We start from the raw sequence: 17,651 nt of genomic DNA, 5'->3' as shown, positions 1-17,651 counted from the left end.
TTATATTTCATGCGTATTTATATGTTTTTTTGGAATATTTGTTCGGAATTATTTACATAACTTTATTAATTGATATAATTAGTAAAATTATAAAAGGGAGGAATTACGTTAATGGCATATTACTATGATGAACCTTCACATACTTTTAGTGAATATTTACTCGTTCCAGGATTTACAGGACCTGAAAATATTCCTACCAATGTTTCACTAAAAACACCACTTGTTCGTTTTAAGAAGGGTGAAGAACCAGCGATTTCTTTAAATATCCCAATGATTAGTGCAGTCATGCAGTCTGTATCTGGAGATCGTTTAGGTATCGCACTTGCGAAAGAGGGTGGAATGGCATTCATCTTTGGTTCACAACCAATTGAAAGTCAAGCAGCTATGGTTGCACGAGTTAAGAATCATAAAGCAGGATTTGTTATCAGTGATTCAAATGTGAAACCAGACGCAAAGTTCACTGAAGTTTACGCTTTGATTGAAAAAACAGGACATTCTACAATTGCAGTTACTGAGGATGGAACACCAAACGGTAAGTTAATGGGTCTTCTTACTTCACGTGACTACCGTATATCTCGTATGACTGGCAATGAACTTGTTAAGGATTATATGACACCACGTGAAAATCTAATCGTTGGTGGGCCTAATACAACATTATCATCCGCAAATGATCTCATTTGGGATAACAAGTTAAATACACTTCCTGTTGTGGATGAAAATGATCATCTTCAATACTTGGTATTCCGTAAAGACTATGATTCCCATAAGGAACACCCAAATGAGTTGTTGGATAGTGAAAAACGTTTATTAGTTGGCGCAGGTATCAACTCACGTGACTATGCGGAACGTATTCCTGCATTGGTAGCTGCTGGTGTAGATTGTGTCGTTATTGACTCGTCTGAAGGATATTCAATCTGGCAAGCAGAAACAATTAAGTGGATTCGTCAACACTATGGTGACACTCTGAAGGTAGGTGCTGGTAATGTCGTTGATGCGGAAGGTTTTAGATACTTAGCTGAGGCTGGTGCTGATTTTATAAAGATCGGTATCGGTGGCGGATCTATTTGTATCACTCGTGAAACAAAGGGTATTGGTCGCGGTCAAGCTACTGCTGTCATTGATGTTGCGAAAGCCCGTGATGAGTACTTCGAAGAAACAGGTATTTATATTCCTATCTGTTCTGATGGTGGTATTGTTTATGATTATCACATTACATTAGCTTTGGCGATGGGTGCTGACTTTGTTATGTTAGGACGCTACTTCTCAAGATTTGAAGAAGCTCCAGGTGAAAAGTTGGTTGTAAACGGCAACACTGTTAAGGAATACTGGGGAGAAGGTTCTGCACGTGCACGTAACTGGGCTCGCTATGACCTAGGACAAGGTAAGAAGTTATCCTTTGAAGAGGGTGTAGATTCATATGTTCCATACGCTGGCTCCTTAAAAGATAACGTTGCAATGACTGTTCTTAAGATTAAGTCTACAATGTGCAACTGTGGCGCATTAACAATTCCAGAATTACAAGATAAAGCGAAACTTACACTTGTTTCCGCAACTTCTATCGTAGAAGGCGGAGCACATGATGTTCAAGTAAAGCACAACGATAATACATATAACAAGTAGTATGTTAAAGGCTCTTATGAGCCTTTTCGTTTTGCCAAAATGAAAACCTATAGATAACTATAGGTTAAAACGATTGATATAAATCTTTCTTTTGGTGTAACAGTTCTTTTATTCTCTTAAAAGTATTTTCTTCACCATTTATTTGAATGTAGCGTAGTATGCGCTCAAACAGGTTGGCAGTAAGAGGATGGAGATTTTGTTCATCTTTACTATTTAGATAATAATTTAGTGGTGATGATGGTATATATTGTTCTTTTTGATACACTTTACAAGCTGCGATACGATCGCAGATACTTTCAACCACATAGTTTTGTGGCATTTTAATAGGTTGCCATTTACCATCAATCTTATCCCACCAATATTCCCAATGGTGTTTGTTAAGACCTTTGTGATGAAGCCAACCTAATGAATAGCCATTCAGTTCTTTCTCCCTTGTATAAGGTGAACGATAACCTTGATAATAACGAATACTAGGAATGAGTTCAGAGAAAGAATACTTTGATAAATCATGTGTCAAACCTTGCTTATATAAACCACATTTAAAACAAAACTTACGTACGAGTCTACGATGTTCACCTATTGTTTTAAGATGATGAAATGTTTTTTGAAGAAATGTTGGTTTGTTGTTTTTACTCATGGGACTATTTTAATCCAAGCAATGAAAACAGGCAAGATTATGCACAAAATAGGGATGAACATGGTAAAATATATGTTAGGAGATTATAGAAAAATGAATCGTCATGACCAAAGAGAAAACGCAATGATTACGGTATATCAATACCTGATCGTTCAACGAGATATTCACGCACTTATCAATGATGTTTTTAAAGTTGATGAAAGTGAAATTGATCCATATTTTATTGATGTCATTAAAACATCAATTGAAAATGAAGAACGCTATCGAGAATATATTAACGCAGTCTTAAAGAAGGGCTGGTCTTATGAACGTTTAGGCCTAATTGAGAAGGCAATCTTATTGAACGGATGTGCTGAGTTTGATTTAAAGAAAACGGAGTCTGCTGTTATTATTGACCAATCTGTTCAGTTAGCAAAACGTTACTGTGACTCTGATACATATAAGTTGGTAAACAGCGTATTAGATGTAATATGAGTAGACGAGTTGTCCCAGTCAGTACTCTTGTAAATTATTTAAAGAAAGTAATGGATGAAAATCCAGTTTTACATGGAGTTATGATTGAAGGGGAAATTTCTAATATTCGTATGCCTTACAGTGGCCACTGGTATTTTTCGCTAAAAGATGATCATGCGACCTTGAAATGTGTAATGTTTTCTTCGGCAAATCAGAAGTTAGGATTTAAGCCTGAAAACGGAGATAAAGTCGTTTTAAAAGGTGATGTAAGTGTCTATGTTGTAGATGGTAGTATGCAGATGATTGCGACCAATATGGAACGTAGTGGTATTGGGCAATTATATCAACAGTTTGAATTATTAAAAAAGAAGTTGAGTGATGAAGGTTTATTCGATGCAAGTTTAAAAAAACCTCTACCGATGTATCCGATGAATATCGCTCTTGTAACAGGTAATAATACTGCCGCAAGAGAAGATGCATTAATAACATTAAAGAAACGCTGGCCTATCGCAAAACTCACTGAGTATCCAGCCCCTGTACAAGGTATGGATGCTGCACCAAAAATTATTACAGCTTTACAAGCTGCGGATAATGGTAATCACCAAGTGATTATGTTAGTTCGCGGTGGAGGATCAATTGAAGATTTATGGTGTTTTAATGATGAAACACTTGCACGATATATATCTCAGATGAAGACACCAATCGTTACTGGCATTGGCCATGAGATTGACTTTACTTTAGTTGATTTTGTATCTGACTATCGTGCAAATACTCCAACAGGTGCGGTTGAAGCTGCTGTACCTGATATGCAAGAAGTTTTAGCGACTTTACAAAATTACAGAAGTCGTTTAATGACTGCTATGCGAAATACATTCATGCATGCAAAAAAGCGATTGGTTTATAATGCAAGTCAACCAGTACTTACAAAGCCTGAACGTTTATATCGCGATTCTATTACACGTTTGGATTATTTGGCTGAAAAGCTTATGCGTTTTCAAGGGTTACCGATTGATAAACGACATGAACTTAATGATAAGTTTCATCGGTTTTCACAATTGATACGTGAACGTTCTTTAGCACTACATGAAACAATACAAGATAATAAGCAACATTTGTTAATGTACGCAAAACAATGTGTTCAAACTAACAAGAATTTACTTGTTCAATATCAATCACAGATGAAACATGCATTAAGTATCACTGCAGATGAAAGAAGAACAAGATTAGAAAAGAATATGTCATTATTAAATGCATATTCACCACTGTTAGTACTAAATCGTGGATATAGCGTTACTTATAAGAATCACAAAGTTGTCAATACAACAGAAAAATTAGATATTGGTGACGAAATTAATATACGTTTGGCTGATGGCACAGTAGGTGCTCTCGTTCAAACAAAGGAGGACAGTCATGCCAACAAAGGATAAGTCATTTGAAGAATCAATGAATCGATTAGAAGAAATTATCAATGATCTTGAAGAGAATGAAAAACCTCTAGATGAAACGATTACTTTATTCGAAGAAGGTCTTCAATTAGTGAAGGCTTGTGATACAAAACTAAAGAAATTTGAAACACAAATCAATGATGTAATTCGTAAAAATGGAGAGACTGACGATGCAAATTGAGTCACTTCTGGAAAATTACATAAACTCTCTTCCAGATAGTACAACAAAATCTGCGATGCTATATTCATTAACCGCTGGAGGGAAACGAATTCGACCACATCTTCTCTATACTGTTTTAAAGGGATACAATGTTAATCCGGAGATTGGTAATCCGTTTGCTTGTGCATTAGAGATGATACATACATATTCTCTTATACATGATGATTTACCAGCGATGGATAATGATGATTTACGTAGAGGTTTACCAACATGTCATAAGCAATTTGATGAAGCTACTGCGATTTTAGCAGGTGATGGTTTATTAACGTATGCATTTGAGGTTGCGGCTACTTCAAACGAAGATAGTGATACAGTTATAAAATGTATTTCTATTCTTTCGAAAATGGCCGGTCCTAGTGGAATGGTATATGGACAACAGCTAGATTTAGAAGCTGAAAATAAAGTCATTGATTGGACCATGCTTCAAAGAATTCACGAACATAAGACAGGATGCTTATTGACTGCACCGTTGTTGATGGCATGCATACTTTCTAAACATGAAGAAGATATTCTTGCATGGAAAAAGATAGGATTTTCGCTTGGTCTAGCATTTCAAATTCAGGATGATATTTTAGATATCGAGTTAACAGCGAAAGAATTTGGTAAATCAAATTCTGACCAGAAAAATCATAAGGGGACTAGTGTTTCAATTTTAGGGATTGAACGCGCTAAAGAAGTGATGAACAATCTATATCAATCTGCAACTCATGAAATTCAGTCTTTAACTGGATTCAAATCTGAAGAGTTATTAGAATATGTTCATCAAATCCAACAACGTCGAAAATAGGAGATATATTTCTATGGAATTAAATGAAATTCGTGACCCCGCATTTCTAAAGACTTTAAATAACAGTCAACTAAAAGACTTAGCTGAACAAATTCGTACATTTTTAATCTACTCTTTATCTAAGACAGGTGGACATCTAGCAAGTAATTTAGGAATTGTTGAATTAACAATTGCATTGCACTACGTATTTGATTCACCGAAAGATAAGATTATTTTTGATGTTGGACATCAATCCTATGTACATAAAATTTTAACCGGTCGTGCCGATCGTTTTTCGACGTTGCGCCAATATAAGGGGCTATCTGGTTTCCAAAAACGTAGTGAAAGTGTACACGATGTCTGGGAAGCAGGACATAGTTCTACTTCACTTTCTGCCGCATTAGGTATGGCTGTAGCAAGAGATTTAAACAAAGAGAATTATAGTATCATTCCTGTTATTGGTGATGGTGCTATTAGCAATGGCTTATCTTTAGAGGCACTTAATGAAATAGGTGTTGAAAAACGTAATATTATTATTATTTTTAATGATAATAATATGTCTATTTCAAAAAATGTCGGTGCCATGAATGCAGGTTTTTCAAAGTTACGCACATTAAAGAGTTACACAACTTTTAAATCATCTCTGAAACGGTCCTTATCAGGTAATCCGATTGGTGATGCATTATATAAAGGTTTAAAAGTAGTTAAGGATTCAATGCGTGAAGCTGTAATTGATGGTGGTATTTTTGAAGAATTTGGCCTTGACTATATGGGGCCGGTTGATGGACATAATATTCATGATTTAATTCAAATTTTAGAGACTGCGAAGCATCATAGAGGTCCTACATTAATTCATGTTATGACAAAAAAGGGGAAAGGTTATTCTCCATGTGAAGATGATAGTGAGGGACATTGGCATGGGGTAGGTCCATTCAATATCGAAACTGGCAAACCATTGCATGAAGTACCTTGTGGATTCAGTGCTTGGGGGCCATTTATGAGTCAATGCGTTGCGGAGTTTGCACAGAATGATAAAGATATTGTTTCTCTTACTCCAGCTATGATTAATGGTAGTGGTATGGGTATCTTATTTGCTAAATATCCAGACCGCAGTTTCGATACTGGTATTGCGGAAGAGCACACAGCAACTTTCGCAGCTGGTCTAGCAATTTCTGGTAAGAAACCATATATGTGTATCTATAGTTCATTCTTGCAGCGTGCTTACGATGAGATTAACCATGATATCTGTCGTATGGATTTGCCAGTTGTAATTGGTGTAGATCATGCTGGACTTGTTGGTGGTGATGGTGAAACTCACCAAGGAACATTCGATATTGGTATTCTATCAGGACTACCTAATATGATTATTTCGCATCCAAAAGATGCCCAAGAAGCAAAAGACTTATTGTATACAGCCTTTAACCAGAAACATCCATTTGCTGTACGTTTTCCTAAAGGTGAGGTAAAAACATCTACTGTATGTAAAGCAAATTTCATTCCAATTGGACAGTGGGAACTTTTACATGATTCACATGAAAATAAAGTGGCGATTATCACTTACGGTGATATGGTAAATAAGTTATTAGATAAAGTTGTGTCTAATAATCTTCCAGTAACGGTTGTAAATGCTCGTTATATTAAGCCGCTTGACTATGAGATGATACAGTCTCTTGTAGAACGTAAATTAAAATTATTTGTATATGAGCAAGACTATAAGACAAATGGGTTAGGGGCATTCATTTTGCAATACCTAAATGAATCAGAGATTTGTCTTCCAATCAAGATTTATGGATTGCCAGACAAGTTTATACCACAAGGAACAAGTGCACAGCTTCGAAAAGAATATCACATTGATATGAATACCTTCTTAGCTGATGTACAACAATATTTGTAGGAGAATATTATGCTGAAACACCTGTATATAAAAAACTTCATACTAATTGATGAACTAAACCTAGATTTTAAATCTGGGTTTAGTGCGTTTACTGGTGAAACTGGTGCTGGTAAATCAATTATGTTAGATGCTATTTCCATTTTATGTGCGGAGCGTGCAGGTGCTTCTTATATTTCAAAGGGAAAAGAGAAAGCAATTATTGAAGGTACTTTTGATTTATCCCAAAATAAACATGCATTAGAAATCATGGCAGATGCAGGACTTGAAACAAATGAAGATGTTACCTTTACACGGGAACTATTATCTTCAGGTAAGTCAGTTATCCGCATTGATCATCGAATTGTCACATTATCTCTAGCAAAAGATATTCTACGTGATGAGATTGATATTCATGGTCAAAGAGATACTGCGTATTTGTTGAATACAACTAATCATATAAGATTACTTGATACATTTTTACAAGTAGATGAAGAACTACAACAAGTAAAAGATTCCTATCAATGCTATTCAAAACTATTAAAAGAGAAAGAAAAAGCACTACAGAATGAATTTAATGAAAATGATTTAGAGTACTTCCAATATCAGATTCAGGAAATCGAACAAGCTGATTTAAAAATTGGCGAAGATGAAGAACTCGCTGAAAAAGAAAGACAGTATAAACAAATCAAAAACTCACTTGATAAATATAATCAAGTTTTTTCACTATATGAAAATGGTTTAGCTGATTCTTTATATGATTTACAAAAATTGTGTTTAAATTTAGGCAGTGATGAAAAAACTACAACAATTCAAACATCTATTTCTGATGCATATTATTCTATCTCAGATAGTATCGATGAACTTCATAAACTCGTCGGCGAGTATGATATGGACGAGGAAGAAATTAATGAAATGGAAGAACGTCTCTTTACAATTCAAAAACTAAAACGAAAGTATGGTAATTCCATTGAGCAGATTCTAGCTCAGCAAGAACAACTCAAGCAACAAGTACAGATGTTTACACATCGAAAAGAGTTTATTGAACAAATGGATCAGAAGATTTCAACTGCACTTATTACTTATCAGGAATATGCTTCTAAGTTATCAAAGATTCGGCGAACACGTGCAAATGAACTTGATGATGCAATCCTTATTAATTTAAAGGAATTAATGTTACCAAACGCATGTTTTAAAACAGTATTTACAGACTGCAAACCTAGTGAACATGGAAATGAAAACGTTGAATTTATGATTGCCATGAATAAAGGGGAAGAGCCAAAGTCTCTTGTAAAGACCGCTTCTGGTGGTGAACTAAGTCGATTAATGCTTGGATTAAAGGTTATCTTTACGAAATTACAAGGAATTCAAACTGTCATCTTTGATGAGATAGATACTGGTGTTAGTGGTCCGGTTGCGACTGCGATTGGTCAAAAGATGAAGGCTTTATCAAAGTCATGTCAAGTCTTTGCGGTAACACATTTAGCACAGGTAGCAGCTTGTGCAGATACACATTACTTTGTATCGAAAGAAGACCAAGATAATAAGACTATTACACATGTAAGTGAACTCGATGAAACAGGACGTATTAATCAGCTTGCTTTAATTTCGAGTGGCAGTATTACAGACATCTCAACAAAAGCTGCACAAGAACTCTATCGGAGAAACCATAGCTAATGTATCACGTATATTTTCATATTGATTTAAATGCATTTTTTGCGAATGCAGAAGTATTATTAAATCCAGAATTGAAAGGGAAACCCATTGTAATTTCTGGTGCTACTAGACGTAGCGTAGTTTCTACAGCAAGCTATGAAGCACGTGCTTTTGGCATTCATAGTGCAATGCCTGTTAGTGAAGCACAGAAGCTTTGTAGAGAATTGATTATCGTTGAAGGACACTATACCTGGTATCGTAATCTTTCCGAACGTTTCATGGAAATTGTACGTTCCTATACATATCTTGTAGAACAAGCATCAGTTGATGAGTGCTATGCAGATATGACAGAAGCAATTAAAAAATTTGAAAAACCTTTAGATCTTGCATGGTCTTTACAAAAACAAATATACAATGAACTAGGATTAACATGCTCGATTGGTGTTGCACCAAATATGTTTTTAGCTAAGATGGCTAGTGATATGAAGAAGCCAAATGGTATTACTGTTCTTCGTATTCGCGATGTTCAAGAGAAGATGTGGCCTCTACCAATCAAAGATATGCGTGGGATTGGTACTAAAACAGTTCCATATATGCAAGAAATCGGTATTCGTACGATCGGTGATTTAGCAAACTTTAAAGATATCTCTAAGCTAAGAGAATTATTAGGAAAAAACACAGATGATTTTATTGAACGAGCTAATGGCATAGATCGTCGCGAATTAGAGACAGAATGGGATGCAAAATCAATGGGCATTTCCGAGACGTTATTAGAAGATATTAATGAATATGAGGAATTATCTGGATTAATTAGAACACTAGCTAGAACGCTCTCTAAACGTCTTAAAAACGCAAGTAAAGTAGGTAGCTCTATTCATATTCGAATCTGTTACTATGATTTTAGAAATATAACTCGCGCTATGAAATTATCTACGCCAATTTGGCGTGCTGATGAGATTTATAATGCTGCTATAGCGTTGTTTGAAGATAATTGGGAAGAAGGGGAAGCAGTACGCTTATTAGGTATTACAGTAGGCGATTTTGCGGACGAAAGTTATATCTCCTCGCAACTAAATCTATTTGATGAAACAGCAGCATTTAAAGCGGAGACAAAAGATATTATTAATGATTTAAATGATATGCTTGGTTTAAAGAAAGCATTTGTAAGAGCTAGTAATCTTTTAAAGGAGAATACTCATGAAGATTCATGATGCATTTACAGAATATTTTACAAATCTCAAAATTAACGAAGGTAAAAGCAAGCGTACAGTATCTTCTTATACAAATGATTTAAAACAATATATTCGTTTTTTAGAAGAACATAGCATTACTAATACAAAAAAGATAAAAGCAGAATTAATTGAAGAATTTATCGCAAACCAAGGCGAAAATAAAGCATCTACTTCATTAGCAAGAATGACAGCTGCAATACGCTCTTTTCATCAGTTTATGGCAATGATGCATGATGAATCTGATCCAAGTTTAAACCTACAAGTACATAAAGGTCCTAAAACATTACCTGTATACTGCACAGTGGATGAAATCAAGCGTTTAATGCAATCTTTTGACGATACCAATATTCAGGATAATTTAGATCATACATTATTAGAAACCATCTATAGCTGTGGTTTACGTGTTTCTGAAGTATGTAATCTGACAATTAACCGAGTAGACCTTGATACAGGGAAAATTCGTGTACTCGGAAAAGGGGATAAAGAGCGTATTGTACCAATACCAAAAGGTAGTATTTCACTTCTAAAGCAATATGTTTCAATAACACGCGTTAATCTAATTCAGAAAAAAACAAATCTATTATTTCTGAATCGTTTTGGTCGTAAGATTACTAGCAAATATGTAGAATTGCTATTGCAACGTAAATGTGTTGAGCTTAACTTTCAGAAGCACATTACACCGCATAAACTAAGACATAGTTACGCAACACACATGTTACAAGGTGGTGCTGATTTACGTAGTATTCAAGAGATACTTGGTCACAGTAATATTCAAACCACAGAAATATATACACACGTACAAAATAAACAATTATTTGATGCTTATAATAAGTTTAATCCTTTGGCTTCACAAGACTTAGATATTTCAACCAAGAAGGATGAGTAATCATTTGATATGATACTCATCTTTTTATATATTTTTAATTCGCATAACATACATTATGCGAAGTTATTTATATAATAGAAAAGACACTCAAAATTGAGTGTCTAGTAGATTACTTAACTAATTCCTTTAAGTTCTTAGCTGCCTTGAATCCTGGAACCTTTGATTCAGGAATTGTGATTGTTTCTTTAGTCTGTGGATTGATACCTGTACGTGCTGCACGTGTCTTCACTTCAAACTTACCAAATCCAGAAATATCAACACGACCACCATCTTTTAAAGTACTTGAAACAGTATCAAATACTAAATCAACGATTTCAGCTGCTTCTTTCTTAGTTAAGTTGTGCTGTTCAGCTACTAACTCAGCAATGCTCTTTTTATTTAGTGTTTCTGCCATATTTTGTTTCCTCCTAATATGTTTGTATTTTACTATAGTTTTTATAGCACATTCAATATTGACATTTTTTGTTTATATGTGCTAGTTGCTAACTTTATATAAATCCTTAAGCAAGTTTTGTAAATCATTTTCAGTAAGGTCTTTAACGCCCGAAGCATTCTTATGGCCGCCACCATGGTATTGGTTTGCAATTGTATTTATGATTGCTGTTTTAGAACGTAATGAGCCATCATATAGTTTATGCACATCTACAGTTTTCTCTGTAAAGATAGCCCAAATTGAGAATTCTTTCACATGACCAATCTCATCAATACGATTACGTGCTGATGAAGCACTGATATTGTATTCATGCTGGATAGCTTCTGGAATGATTACATATGCTAAATGCTCACCAAATAACTGTGTATTGGAACGAATCCAATTACTGAAATGGAATGTTTTGTAACTAACATCGAACAATTCTCTATTAATCTCTGGAATTGCCAAATCATATGACGCTAATTTTGCCGCCATTTCTAAGGTATGTTGTGTTGTGTTACTTGTTCTAAAGCATAAGGTATCTGTTAATAGCCCCTTATATAGGTATGTTGCAATCTCATGATTCATAATCTGGTTATCACAGCTTGCAAAGAAACCTGTGAGAATTTCACAAGTAGCAGCTGCTTCTTCATAGACATAATTCTGATTTCCATATGGATCAAGATTTGGATGATGATCAATTTTAATTACTTTTTTTGCAAGTACATATCGTTGATCATCAATACGTTCTTTATTTCCGGTATCCAAAATAATTGCCGTACTGCAGCGTATTGTATTTTCATCTACTATATCAGATGGTGGATAAACAGTTTGATCTGTTGTCTCATCCCCCAATCTATATACCCTTTTGTCGGGAAAGTTTACTTTAATCCAACTACACAAGCCATTCTGAGAGCTTAGAGCATCGCAATCGGGATGCGTATGTCTAAATAGTGTAATAACATCTGCATCCTCAATTGTCTTTAATAATTCCTTAAAATCGAGATTCATTATAGTCCTAACAATCTAACTGTATCGCGTGCAATTACAACTTCTTCATTTGTAGGAACAATCCATACCTGAACTTTTGAATCAGGTTTAGAAATGAGGCATTCTTTACCATGAATTGTAGCATTTAATTCGTAGTCGATACTTAAGCCTAAAGCTTCTTCCATAGCCTTTAAAATACGTTCTCTGCATGCGTCATCATTTTCGCCAAGCCCTGCTGTAAATGCAATTGCATCTACGTGTCCTAATTGGAAGTAATAGCCACCTACAACGTTAATAACACGGTTTGTATAGAGTTTTCCAGTTAGAATACCACGTGGATCACCAGCATCAATAGCTGCTTGAACATCACGAGCATCAGAACTTATACCTGAAATACCTAACATACCAGACTTCTTATTTAAATATGTATCCATATCATCTGGTGTGCATCCTAACTTCTTCATCATGTAGTATACAACAGTTGGATCAATGTCACCACAACGAGTGCCCATCATAATTCCACCTAATGGTGTTAATCCCATAGATGTATTTAACACTTTACCATTCTTGATAGCAGTGATTGAGGCACCGTTACCTAGGTGGCATGTAATCATGTTTAATGTATTAACATCCTTACCCATTAATTCAGCAGTGCGACGATTAACATACTGATGACTTGTACCATGTGCACCATAACGACGAATCTTATAATCTGTATACCATTCATATGGTACCGGGAACATATATGATTCTTCCGGCATTGTCTGATGGAATGCTGTATCAAAGACAAATACATGACCTATATTAGGTAAAGATTCCTTAAATGCTCTATAACATACTAAATGTGCAGGATTGTGTAATGGCGCTAATTCACCATATTCTTCAACAATCTTTTCAACTTCTTCATCTACAACTACAGACTGATCAAATGAGGAACCACCTTGCACGATACGATGTCCTGCACCCTTGATTTCATCAAGATTTTCTACAATGCCAAGTTCTGTTAATTTATTTAATAGAATATCAACAGCTACTTTGTGATTTGGAATTGGAAGTTCCTCAGTTTCCTTTTTTCCATTGTACTTAATCGTGAAGGCACCCATTTGTTGCCCAATACGTTCTGCCTGTCCGCTTGTTAATACTGTTTCGCTAGGCATATCAAATAATTGAAACTTTAGTGATGATGATCCTGAATTTACTGAAATGACTTTACTCATGTCTTCCTCCTTAATCAATTTCTGTATCTAAGCATTGGTCTATTAATTTGCTGACCTCCGCTGAACCAACTTTACGTATCTTATCATATAGCTTGCATCGCTTAGTATACGATGCATGCATGCATAATTTCTCTTCATACGAATCTAACTCGATTCTGCAACGTTTAATTGTATCGTGAATCGCCGCTCGTGATGTATTCACTAGTTCGCTGATTTCTTGCAACGATAAATCATCACGGAAGTAAAAATTACATATCTCTTGTTGTTTTTGTGTTAATAGCTTTTCATAGAAGTCTAATAAACTGTTGTAATATAACTTACTTTGCATTTTCTAATCCTTCTGAAATGCTATATAAATATGCATCTAAGTCAAATGGTCGCAAGTCTTTTGGCTGTTCCCCAAGCCCGAGATAATATACAGGGATATGTAACTTATGCTTAATCGCAATGACAATGCCACCTTTTGCTGTACCATCCATCTTCGTTAGGATAATACCACTAAGATTTGTGGCCTCGGCAAAAATCTGTGCTTGTGATAAACCATTTTGTCCAGTTGTAGCATCTAATACAAGCCATGTATTATGCGGTGCTCCAGGAATTTCCTTAGCTGCCACTCGATTCATTTTTGATAACTCATTCATTAAATTTGCTTTGTTCTGCAACCGACCTGCTGTATCGCATAATAAGATATCTATTTTATTTTCGATAGCATATCTGCATCCATCAACGATGGCTGCACTAGGATCTCCGTTCTCTATTCCCTTGATACACGGTACACCTAAACGTTCTCCCCATTTTGCAAGCTGATCAATTGCACCAGCGCGGAATGTATCCGCTGCAGTAAATGCGACTGACTTTCCTTGGTCTAAAAACATGCGTGCAAGTTTAGCTGATGTTGTAGTCTTTCCTGAGCCGTTAACACCTTCTAATAAGAAAACTGTTGTGCCATTTTCATTAAATGAAATTGGCTTATCTGGTGTAGCTTCATAAATCTCTTTCATTGTTTCAAGCAAGAAATTCATCGCCCATTTAAATGTAATAGTAGGATATTCAGAACATTTTATCTTCATCTGTTCGCAAATATAGTCTGCTGTTTCAATACCTACATCACTTTCCAAAAGGATAATTGTTAATTGTTCAAGGAACTCGTCATCTACCCCTTTGTATTTATATTGCATTTGATTTAATTGATCACCAAATGTTTGTTTTGATTTTTTAAAGCCTGATAAGTATGTTGCTTTATCATCTTTTTTAGAAAAGGCTTCTTTTAACTTATCTAAAAAACTCACGCTTGTACCTCCTCGGTTGTTGCATCTGCCATATTGAGTGCATCATGTAAAGTAACCTTTAACATTTGTGATACACCTTGGTTCTGCATTGTTACACCATATAGTACATCTGCATTTTCCATTGTACCTGGACGATGTGTAACAACGATAAACTGGGTTTGGTGTGTATAGTGATGTAAGTATTGTGCAAAGCGTTCTACATTACCTGGGTCTAACGCTGCTTCAACCTCATCAAGAATTACCATAGGTACTGGCTTAATCTTTAATATCGCAAAGAGTACGCAAAGCGCAATTAAACTCTTTTCACCACCTGAGAACAACATGTTATTTTGAACTGCTTTTCCTGGAGGCTGTGCATCAATATCAATACCTGTATTCAAAATATCAGAAGGATCTTGTAATGTAAGAACAGCTTTACCACCACCATAAAGAGCACGGAAGATGTCATTAAACTCAGCATTAACTTTATCAAAAGTTTCTTTAAACTGTCGCTTCATAACAGTATCCATCTCATCGATTGCTGCTAGAATCTTATCAACGCTTTCCGTTAACTCCGCAATCTGATTCTTTAGTGTCTCGTAGCGTTCATTTACTTCGTTATACTCTTCTGGTGCATTCATATTGATATTACCAAGGCGCTCAATATCTGCACGTAATTGTGCTACTTCTTCTTTGGCATTTTCAATCTGTTCATCTGTCACCTTTGTCTTAGCAAATTCATAGGTCAACTGATATTCACTTGCAAGTCTTTGCAAGCAAGCTTCCATACGTGTTTCAAGTTTACCTTGATCAATCTTTATCGCATTTGCACTAGCTTCTGCAGTACTTAATTCCTTACGCATTTGACGTGTTTGTTGTTCTTTGCGTTCAGCCTCTTGATTGATTTGATATCTTTGTTCACGTTTTGCCTTCATATCGTTCGTGATTGTATCACGCTCTAAATAAGCTTGATTCAAACGTACGATGAGTTCTTCTGTATGTGATTCGTCACCATCTTGATTTAAACCCTTTGGATCTAATAACGCTAAATCATTCTTTAACTTTTCGTATTTTGCTTTCTTTGCATCTACGACAGGTTCAAGTGCAGCAACTGCATAACGTTTTTCGCTCATAGCTTGTGCAGCTTTATCACGTGCTTCATTAGCTTGATTTAGGGCCTTTGTCGCTAGTGTAACACGAGCTGATTCAGCATCAATAAGCGCGTTAATTTCTTCTGCCTCTTTGCGCATAGTCATAATATTAGTATCATGACGAGTCTTACCACCAGTCATAGAACCACCACGGTGGATTACTTCACCACCAAGTGTAACAATCTTATACATACGCTTTGTTAGAGTTGATAATTCATTACCAGCTTCCATATCCTCTACAACAAGAACATTATTTAAAAGACTAGTAATGACCGGTTCAAATTGATCCTGATTCTTCACAAAGTCTGACGCAACGCCTAAATAGCCTTTTGTATTCTGACAGATAATTTGATTATCTTGTGATACATAGCGTGGTGTGCAAACAGTTAACGGTAAGAATGTAGCACGACCAGATTGGTTCCTATTTAAGAAGCGAATCGCATCACGTGCAGCTTGTTCATCAACTGTAACGATATGATTCATCGCAGCACCTAATGCAGTAGATACAGCTTCTTCGTATCCATTTTCGACCTGTAATACTTGCCCAATTACACCAAGAATACCAGATAATGCATTTTGATTATCCATAATAGAGCGAATACCTTGTTGGTTATTAAATGGATTACGCATTAACTGATCAATGACATTCTTGCGATTTTCTAAAGAGCGTAAACGATTAGAAGCTTGGTCATACTCACTACGCTTATCTACAATATTTGCGGCGGCAGCACTTAACTGTTGAGAATATAAACGAATTTCTGTATTTAAAGCATCTAAACGTTTTTGACGATCTTCAAATTCAACACGAGCCTCTTCAATTAATCCGGCAAGTTGCTTGGCTTTTTGCTCATTAGTGCCTGTTTCTACAATATACTTACGCTTTTCATCAAGCTCTGTACGACGCGCTTCTAAACCTGCAATCTCATTGAATTTCTTCATGAGTTCATCTTGTAAGTCATTAATTTCACGGTCTAATGTAGAAATTTGTCTTCTACTTTCCGAAAGCTTTGTTTCATTTATTTGAATATCTGTAGAAAACATAGTCGTCTTTGTTTCTATGTCAAACAGTGCTTTCTTTGCAGATTCGATATCGGCATGGATACTTTCAATATCTTGTACTAATACTGAGATTTCAATTTCTTCTAAGCGTTTTTTCTTCTCGCGATAAATCTCTGCTTTTCTAGCTTGTCTCTTTAAAGGAGATACTTGCTTTTCGAGTTCAATTAAAATATCGTTTGAACGATCAAGATTAGCTTTTGTTCTTTCTAGTTTCGATAAAGATTCTAATTTTCTCTTCTTATATTTAGCAACGCCTGCAGCCTCTTCGAAGATACCACGACGTTCAAGAGGTTTTGCTTCCGCAAAAGTTAAGACATTACCCTGCGAGATAATACTTAAACTATCTTTACCAAGACCTGTATCCAAGAATAGATCAACGATATCCTTTAAACGTACATTCTTACGATTGATTAGATACTCTGCTTCGCCAGAATCACGAAAAAGACGACGTGTAACTTCTATCTCGTCCTTGTCATCATTTAAAATGTGATTTGTATTGTCAAATACTAGTGTAACTTCCGCCATATTAACTCTACGACGGTCAGCACTACCCGCAAAAATAACATCATTCATTTTATCGCCGCGCATGCTTTTGGCACTTTGTTCTCCAAGTACCCAACGAACAGAGTCAGCGATATTTGATTTTCCACAACCATTAGGACCTACAATACCAGTAATTGGATGATCAAACTGGATAATCGTACGATCCGCAAAGGATTTAAATCCCTGCATTTCGATTCGCTTTAGAAACATAAAATCTCCTTAAATC

16 protein-coding genes are annotated in these 17,651 nt (G+C 35.6%); 9 read left to right on the top strand and 7 right to left on the bottom strand.

Annotated features, from left to right (window positions below; translation table 11 throughout):
- Positions 1–111 precede the first annotated feature (111 nt).
- Entirely contained in the window at positions 112–1,620 is a 1,509-nt protein-coding gene (locus tag RWM19_RS00420; RefSeq protein ID WP_313982567.1) for an IMP dehydrogenase, read from the top strand.
- Between the two features lie 64 nt (positions 1,621–1,684).
- Here RWM19_RS00420 and RWM19_RS00415 read toward each other — a convergent pair whose 3' ends face one another.
- On the bottom strand, positions 1,685–2,257 hold the full coding sequence (locus RWM19_RS00415; protein WP_313982565.1) for a DUF5662 family protein: 573 nt from the start codon (positions 2,255–2,257) through the stop codon (positions 1,685–1,687).
- 93 nt (positions 2,258–2,350) lie between these two features.
- Between RWM19_RS00415 and RWM19_RS00410 the strand changes: the two genes are divergently transcribed.
- Genes RWM19_RS00410 through RWM19_RS00375 form a run of 8 tightly spaced genes read left to right on the top strand, consistent with a single transcriptional unit; the run spans position 2,351 to position 10,785 of the window.
- Positions 2,351–2,731 (top strand): transcription antitermination protein NusB, encoded by a 381-nt coding sequence (locus tag RWM19_RS00410; RefSeq protein ID WP_294021693.1) that lies wholly within the window; start codon positions 2,351–2,353, stop codon positions 2,729–2,731.
- Entirely contained in the window at positions 2,728–4,137 is a 1,410-nt protein-coding gene (xseA, locus tag RWM19_RS00405) for an exodeoxyribonuclease VII large subunit (protein WP_294023908.1), read from the top strand. The genes RWM19_RS00410 and xseA overlap by 4 nt, the downstream gene beginning before the upstream one ends.
- On the top strand, positions 4,121–4,336 hold the full coding sequence (gene xseB, locus RWM19_RS00400; protein WP_294023906.1) for an exodeoxyribonuclease VII small subunit: 216 nt from the start codon (positions 4,121–4,123) through the stop codon (positions 4,334–4,336). The genes xseA and xseB overlap by 17 nt, the downstream gene beginning before the upstream one ends.
- Positions 4,326–5,162, top strand: a complete 837-nt coding sequence (locus RWM19_RS00395) for a farnesyl diphosphate synthase (protein WP_313982562.1) — start codon at positions 4,326–4,328, stop codon at positions 5,160–5,162. The genes xseB and RWM19_RS00395 overlap by 11 nt, the downstream gene beginning before the upstream one ends.
- Positions 5,163–5,175: 13 nt before the next feature.
- The gene (gene dxs / locus RWM19_RS00390; RefSeq protein ID WP_313982559.1) at positions 5,176–7,035 is read left to right on the top strand and encodes a 1-deoxy-D-xylulose-5-phosphate synthase; all 1,860 of its coding nucleotides are present in this window, start codon (positions 5,176–5,178) and stop codon (positions 7,033–7,035) included.
- Between the two features lie 9 nt (positions 7,036–7,044).
- Positions 7,045–8,688, top strand: coding sequence for a DNA repair protein RecN (gene recN, locus RWM19_RS00385; RefSeq protein WP_313982556.1), 1,644 nt, complete (start codon positions 7,045–7,047; stop codon positions 8,686–8,688).
- Entirely contained in the window at positions 8,688–9,878 is a 1,191-nt protein-coding gene (locus RWM19_RS00380; protein ID WP_313982554.1) for a DNA polymerase IV, read from the top strand. Before recN ends, RWM19_RS00380 begins: the two co-directional genes overlap by 1 nt.
- Entirely contained in the window at positions 9,865–10,785 is a 921-nt protein-coding gene (locus tag RWM19_RS00375; RefSeq protein WP_294023397.1) for a tyrosine-type recombinase/integrase, read from the top strand. The genes RWM19_RS00380 and RWM19_RS00375 overlap by 14 nt, the downstream gene beginning before the upstream one ends.
- Before the next feature lie 109 nt (positions 10,786–10,894).
- On the opposite strand, the gene RWM19_RS00370 is transcribed toward RWM19_RS00375, so the two are convergent.
- The 6 genes from RWM19_RS00370 to RWM19_RS00345 form a co-directional block, all read right to left on the bottom strand.
- Entirely contained in the window at positions 10,895–11,179 is a 285-nt protein-coding gene (locus tag RWM19_RS00370; RefSeq protein WP_313982550.1) for an HU family DNA-binding protein, read from the bottom strand.
- An 81-nt stretch (positions 11,180–11,260) separates the two neighbouring features.
- Positions 11,261–12,208, bottom strand: a complete 948-nt coding sequence (locus RWM19_RS00365; RefSeq protein ID WP_313982547.1) for a bifunctional oligoribonuclease/PAP phosphatase NrnA — start codon at positions 12,206–12,208, stop codon at positions 11,261–11,263.
- Entirely contained in the window at positions 12,208–13,404 is a 1,197-nt protein-coding gene (locus tag RWM19_RS00360; protein WP_294023400.1) for an acetate kinase, read from the bottom strand. The genes RWM19_RS00365 and RWM19_RS00360 overlap by 1 nt, the downstream gene beginning before the upstream one ends.
- Positions 13,405–13,414: 10 nt before the next feature.
- Positions 13,415–13,732, bottom strand: coding sequence for a YlxM family DNA-binding protein (gene ylxM, locus RWM19_RS00355; protein WP_294021293.1), 318 nt, complete (start codon positions 13,730–13,732; stop codon positions 13,415–13,417).
- Entirely contained in the window at positions 13,722–14,693 is a 972-nt protein-coding gene (gene ftsY / locus RWM19_RS00350; RefSeq protein ID WP_294021292.1) for a signal recognition particle-docking protein FtsY, read from the bottom strand. Before ftsY ends, ylxM begins: the two co-directional genes overlap by 11 nt.
- Positions 14,690–17,635, bottom strand: coding sequence for an AAA family ATPase (locus RWM19_RS00345; protein WP_313982543.1), 2,946 nt, complete (start codon positions 17,633–17,635; stop codon positions 14,690–14,692). Before RWM19_RS00345 ends, ftsY begins: the two co-directional genes overlap by 4 nt.
- Between the last annotated feature and the right edge of the window lie 16 nt (positions 17,636–17,651).

The sequence above is a fragment of the uncultured Solobacterium sp. genome, assembly GCF_963517755.1.
In the GTDB taxonomy this organism is placed as follows: domain Bacteria; phylum Bacillota_I; class Bacilli_A; order Erysipelotrichales; family Erysipelotrichaceae; genus Bulleidia.
This window is presented reverse-complemented; position numbering and strand designations above follow the sequence as displayed.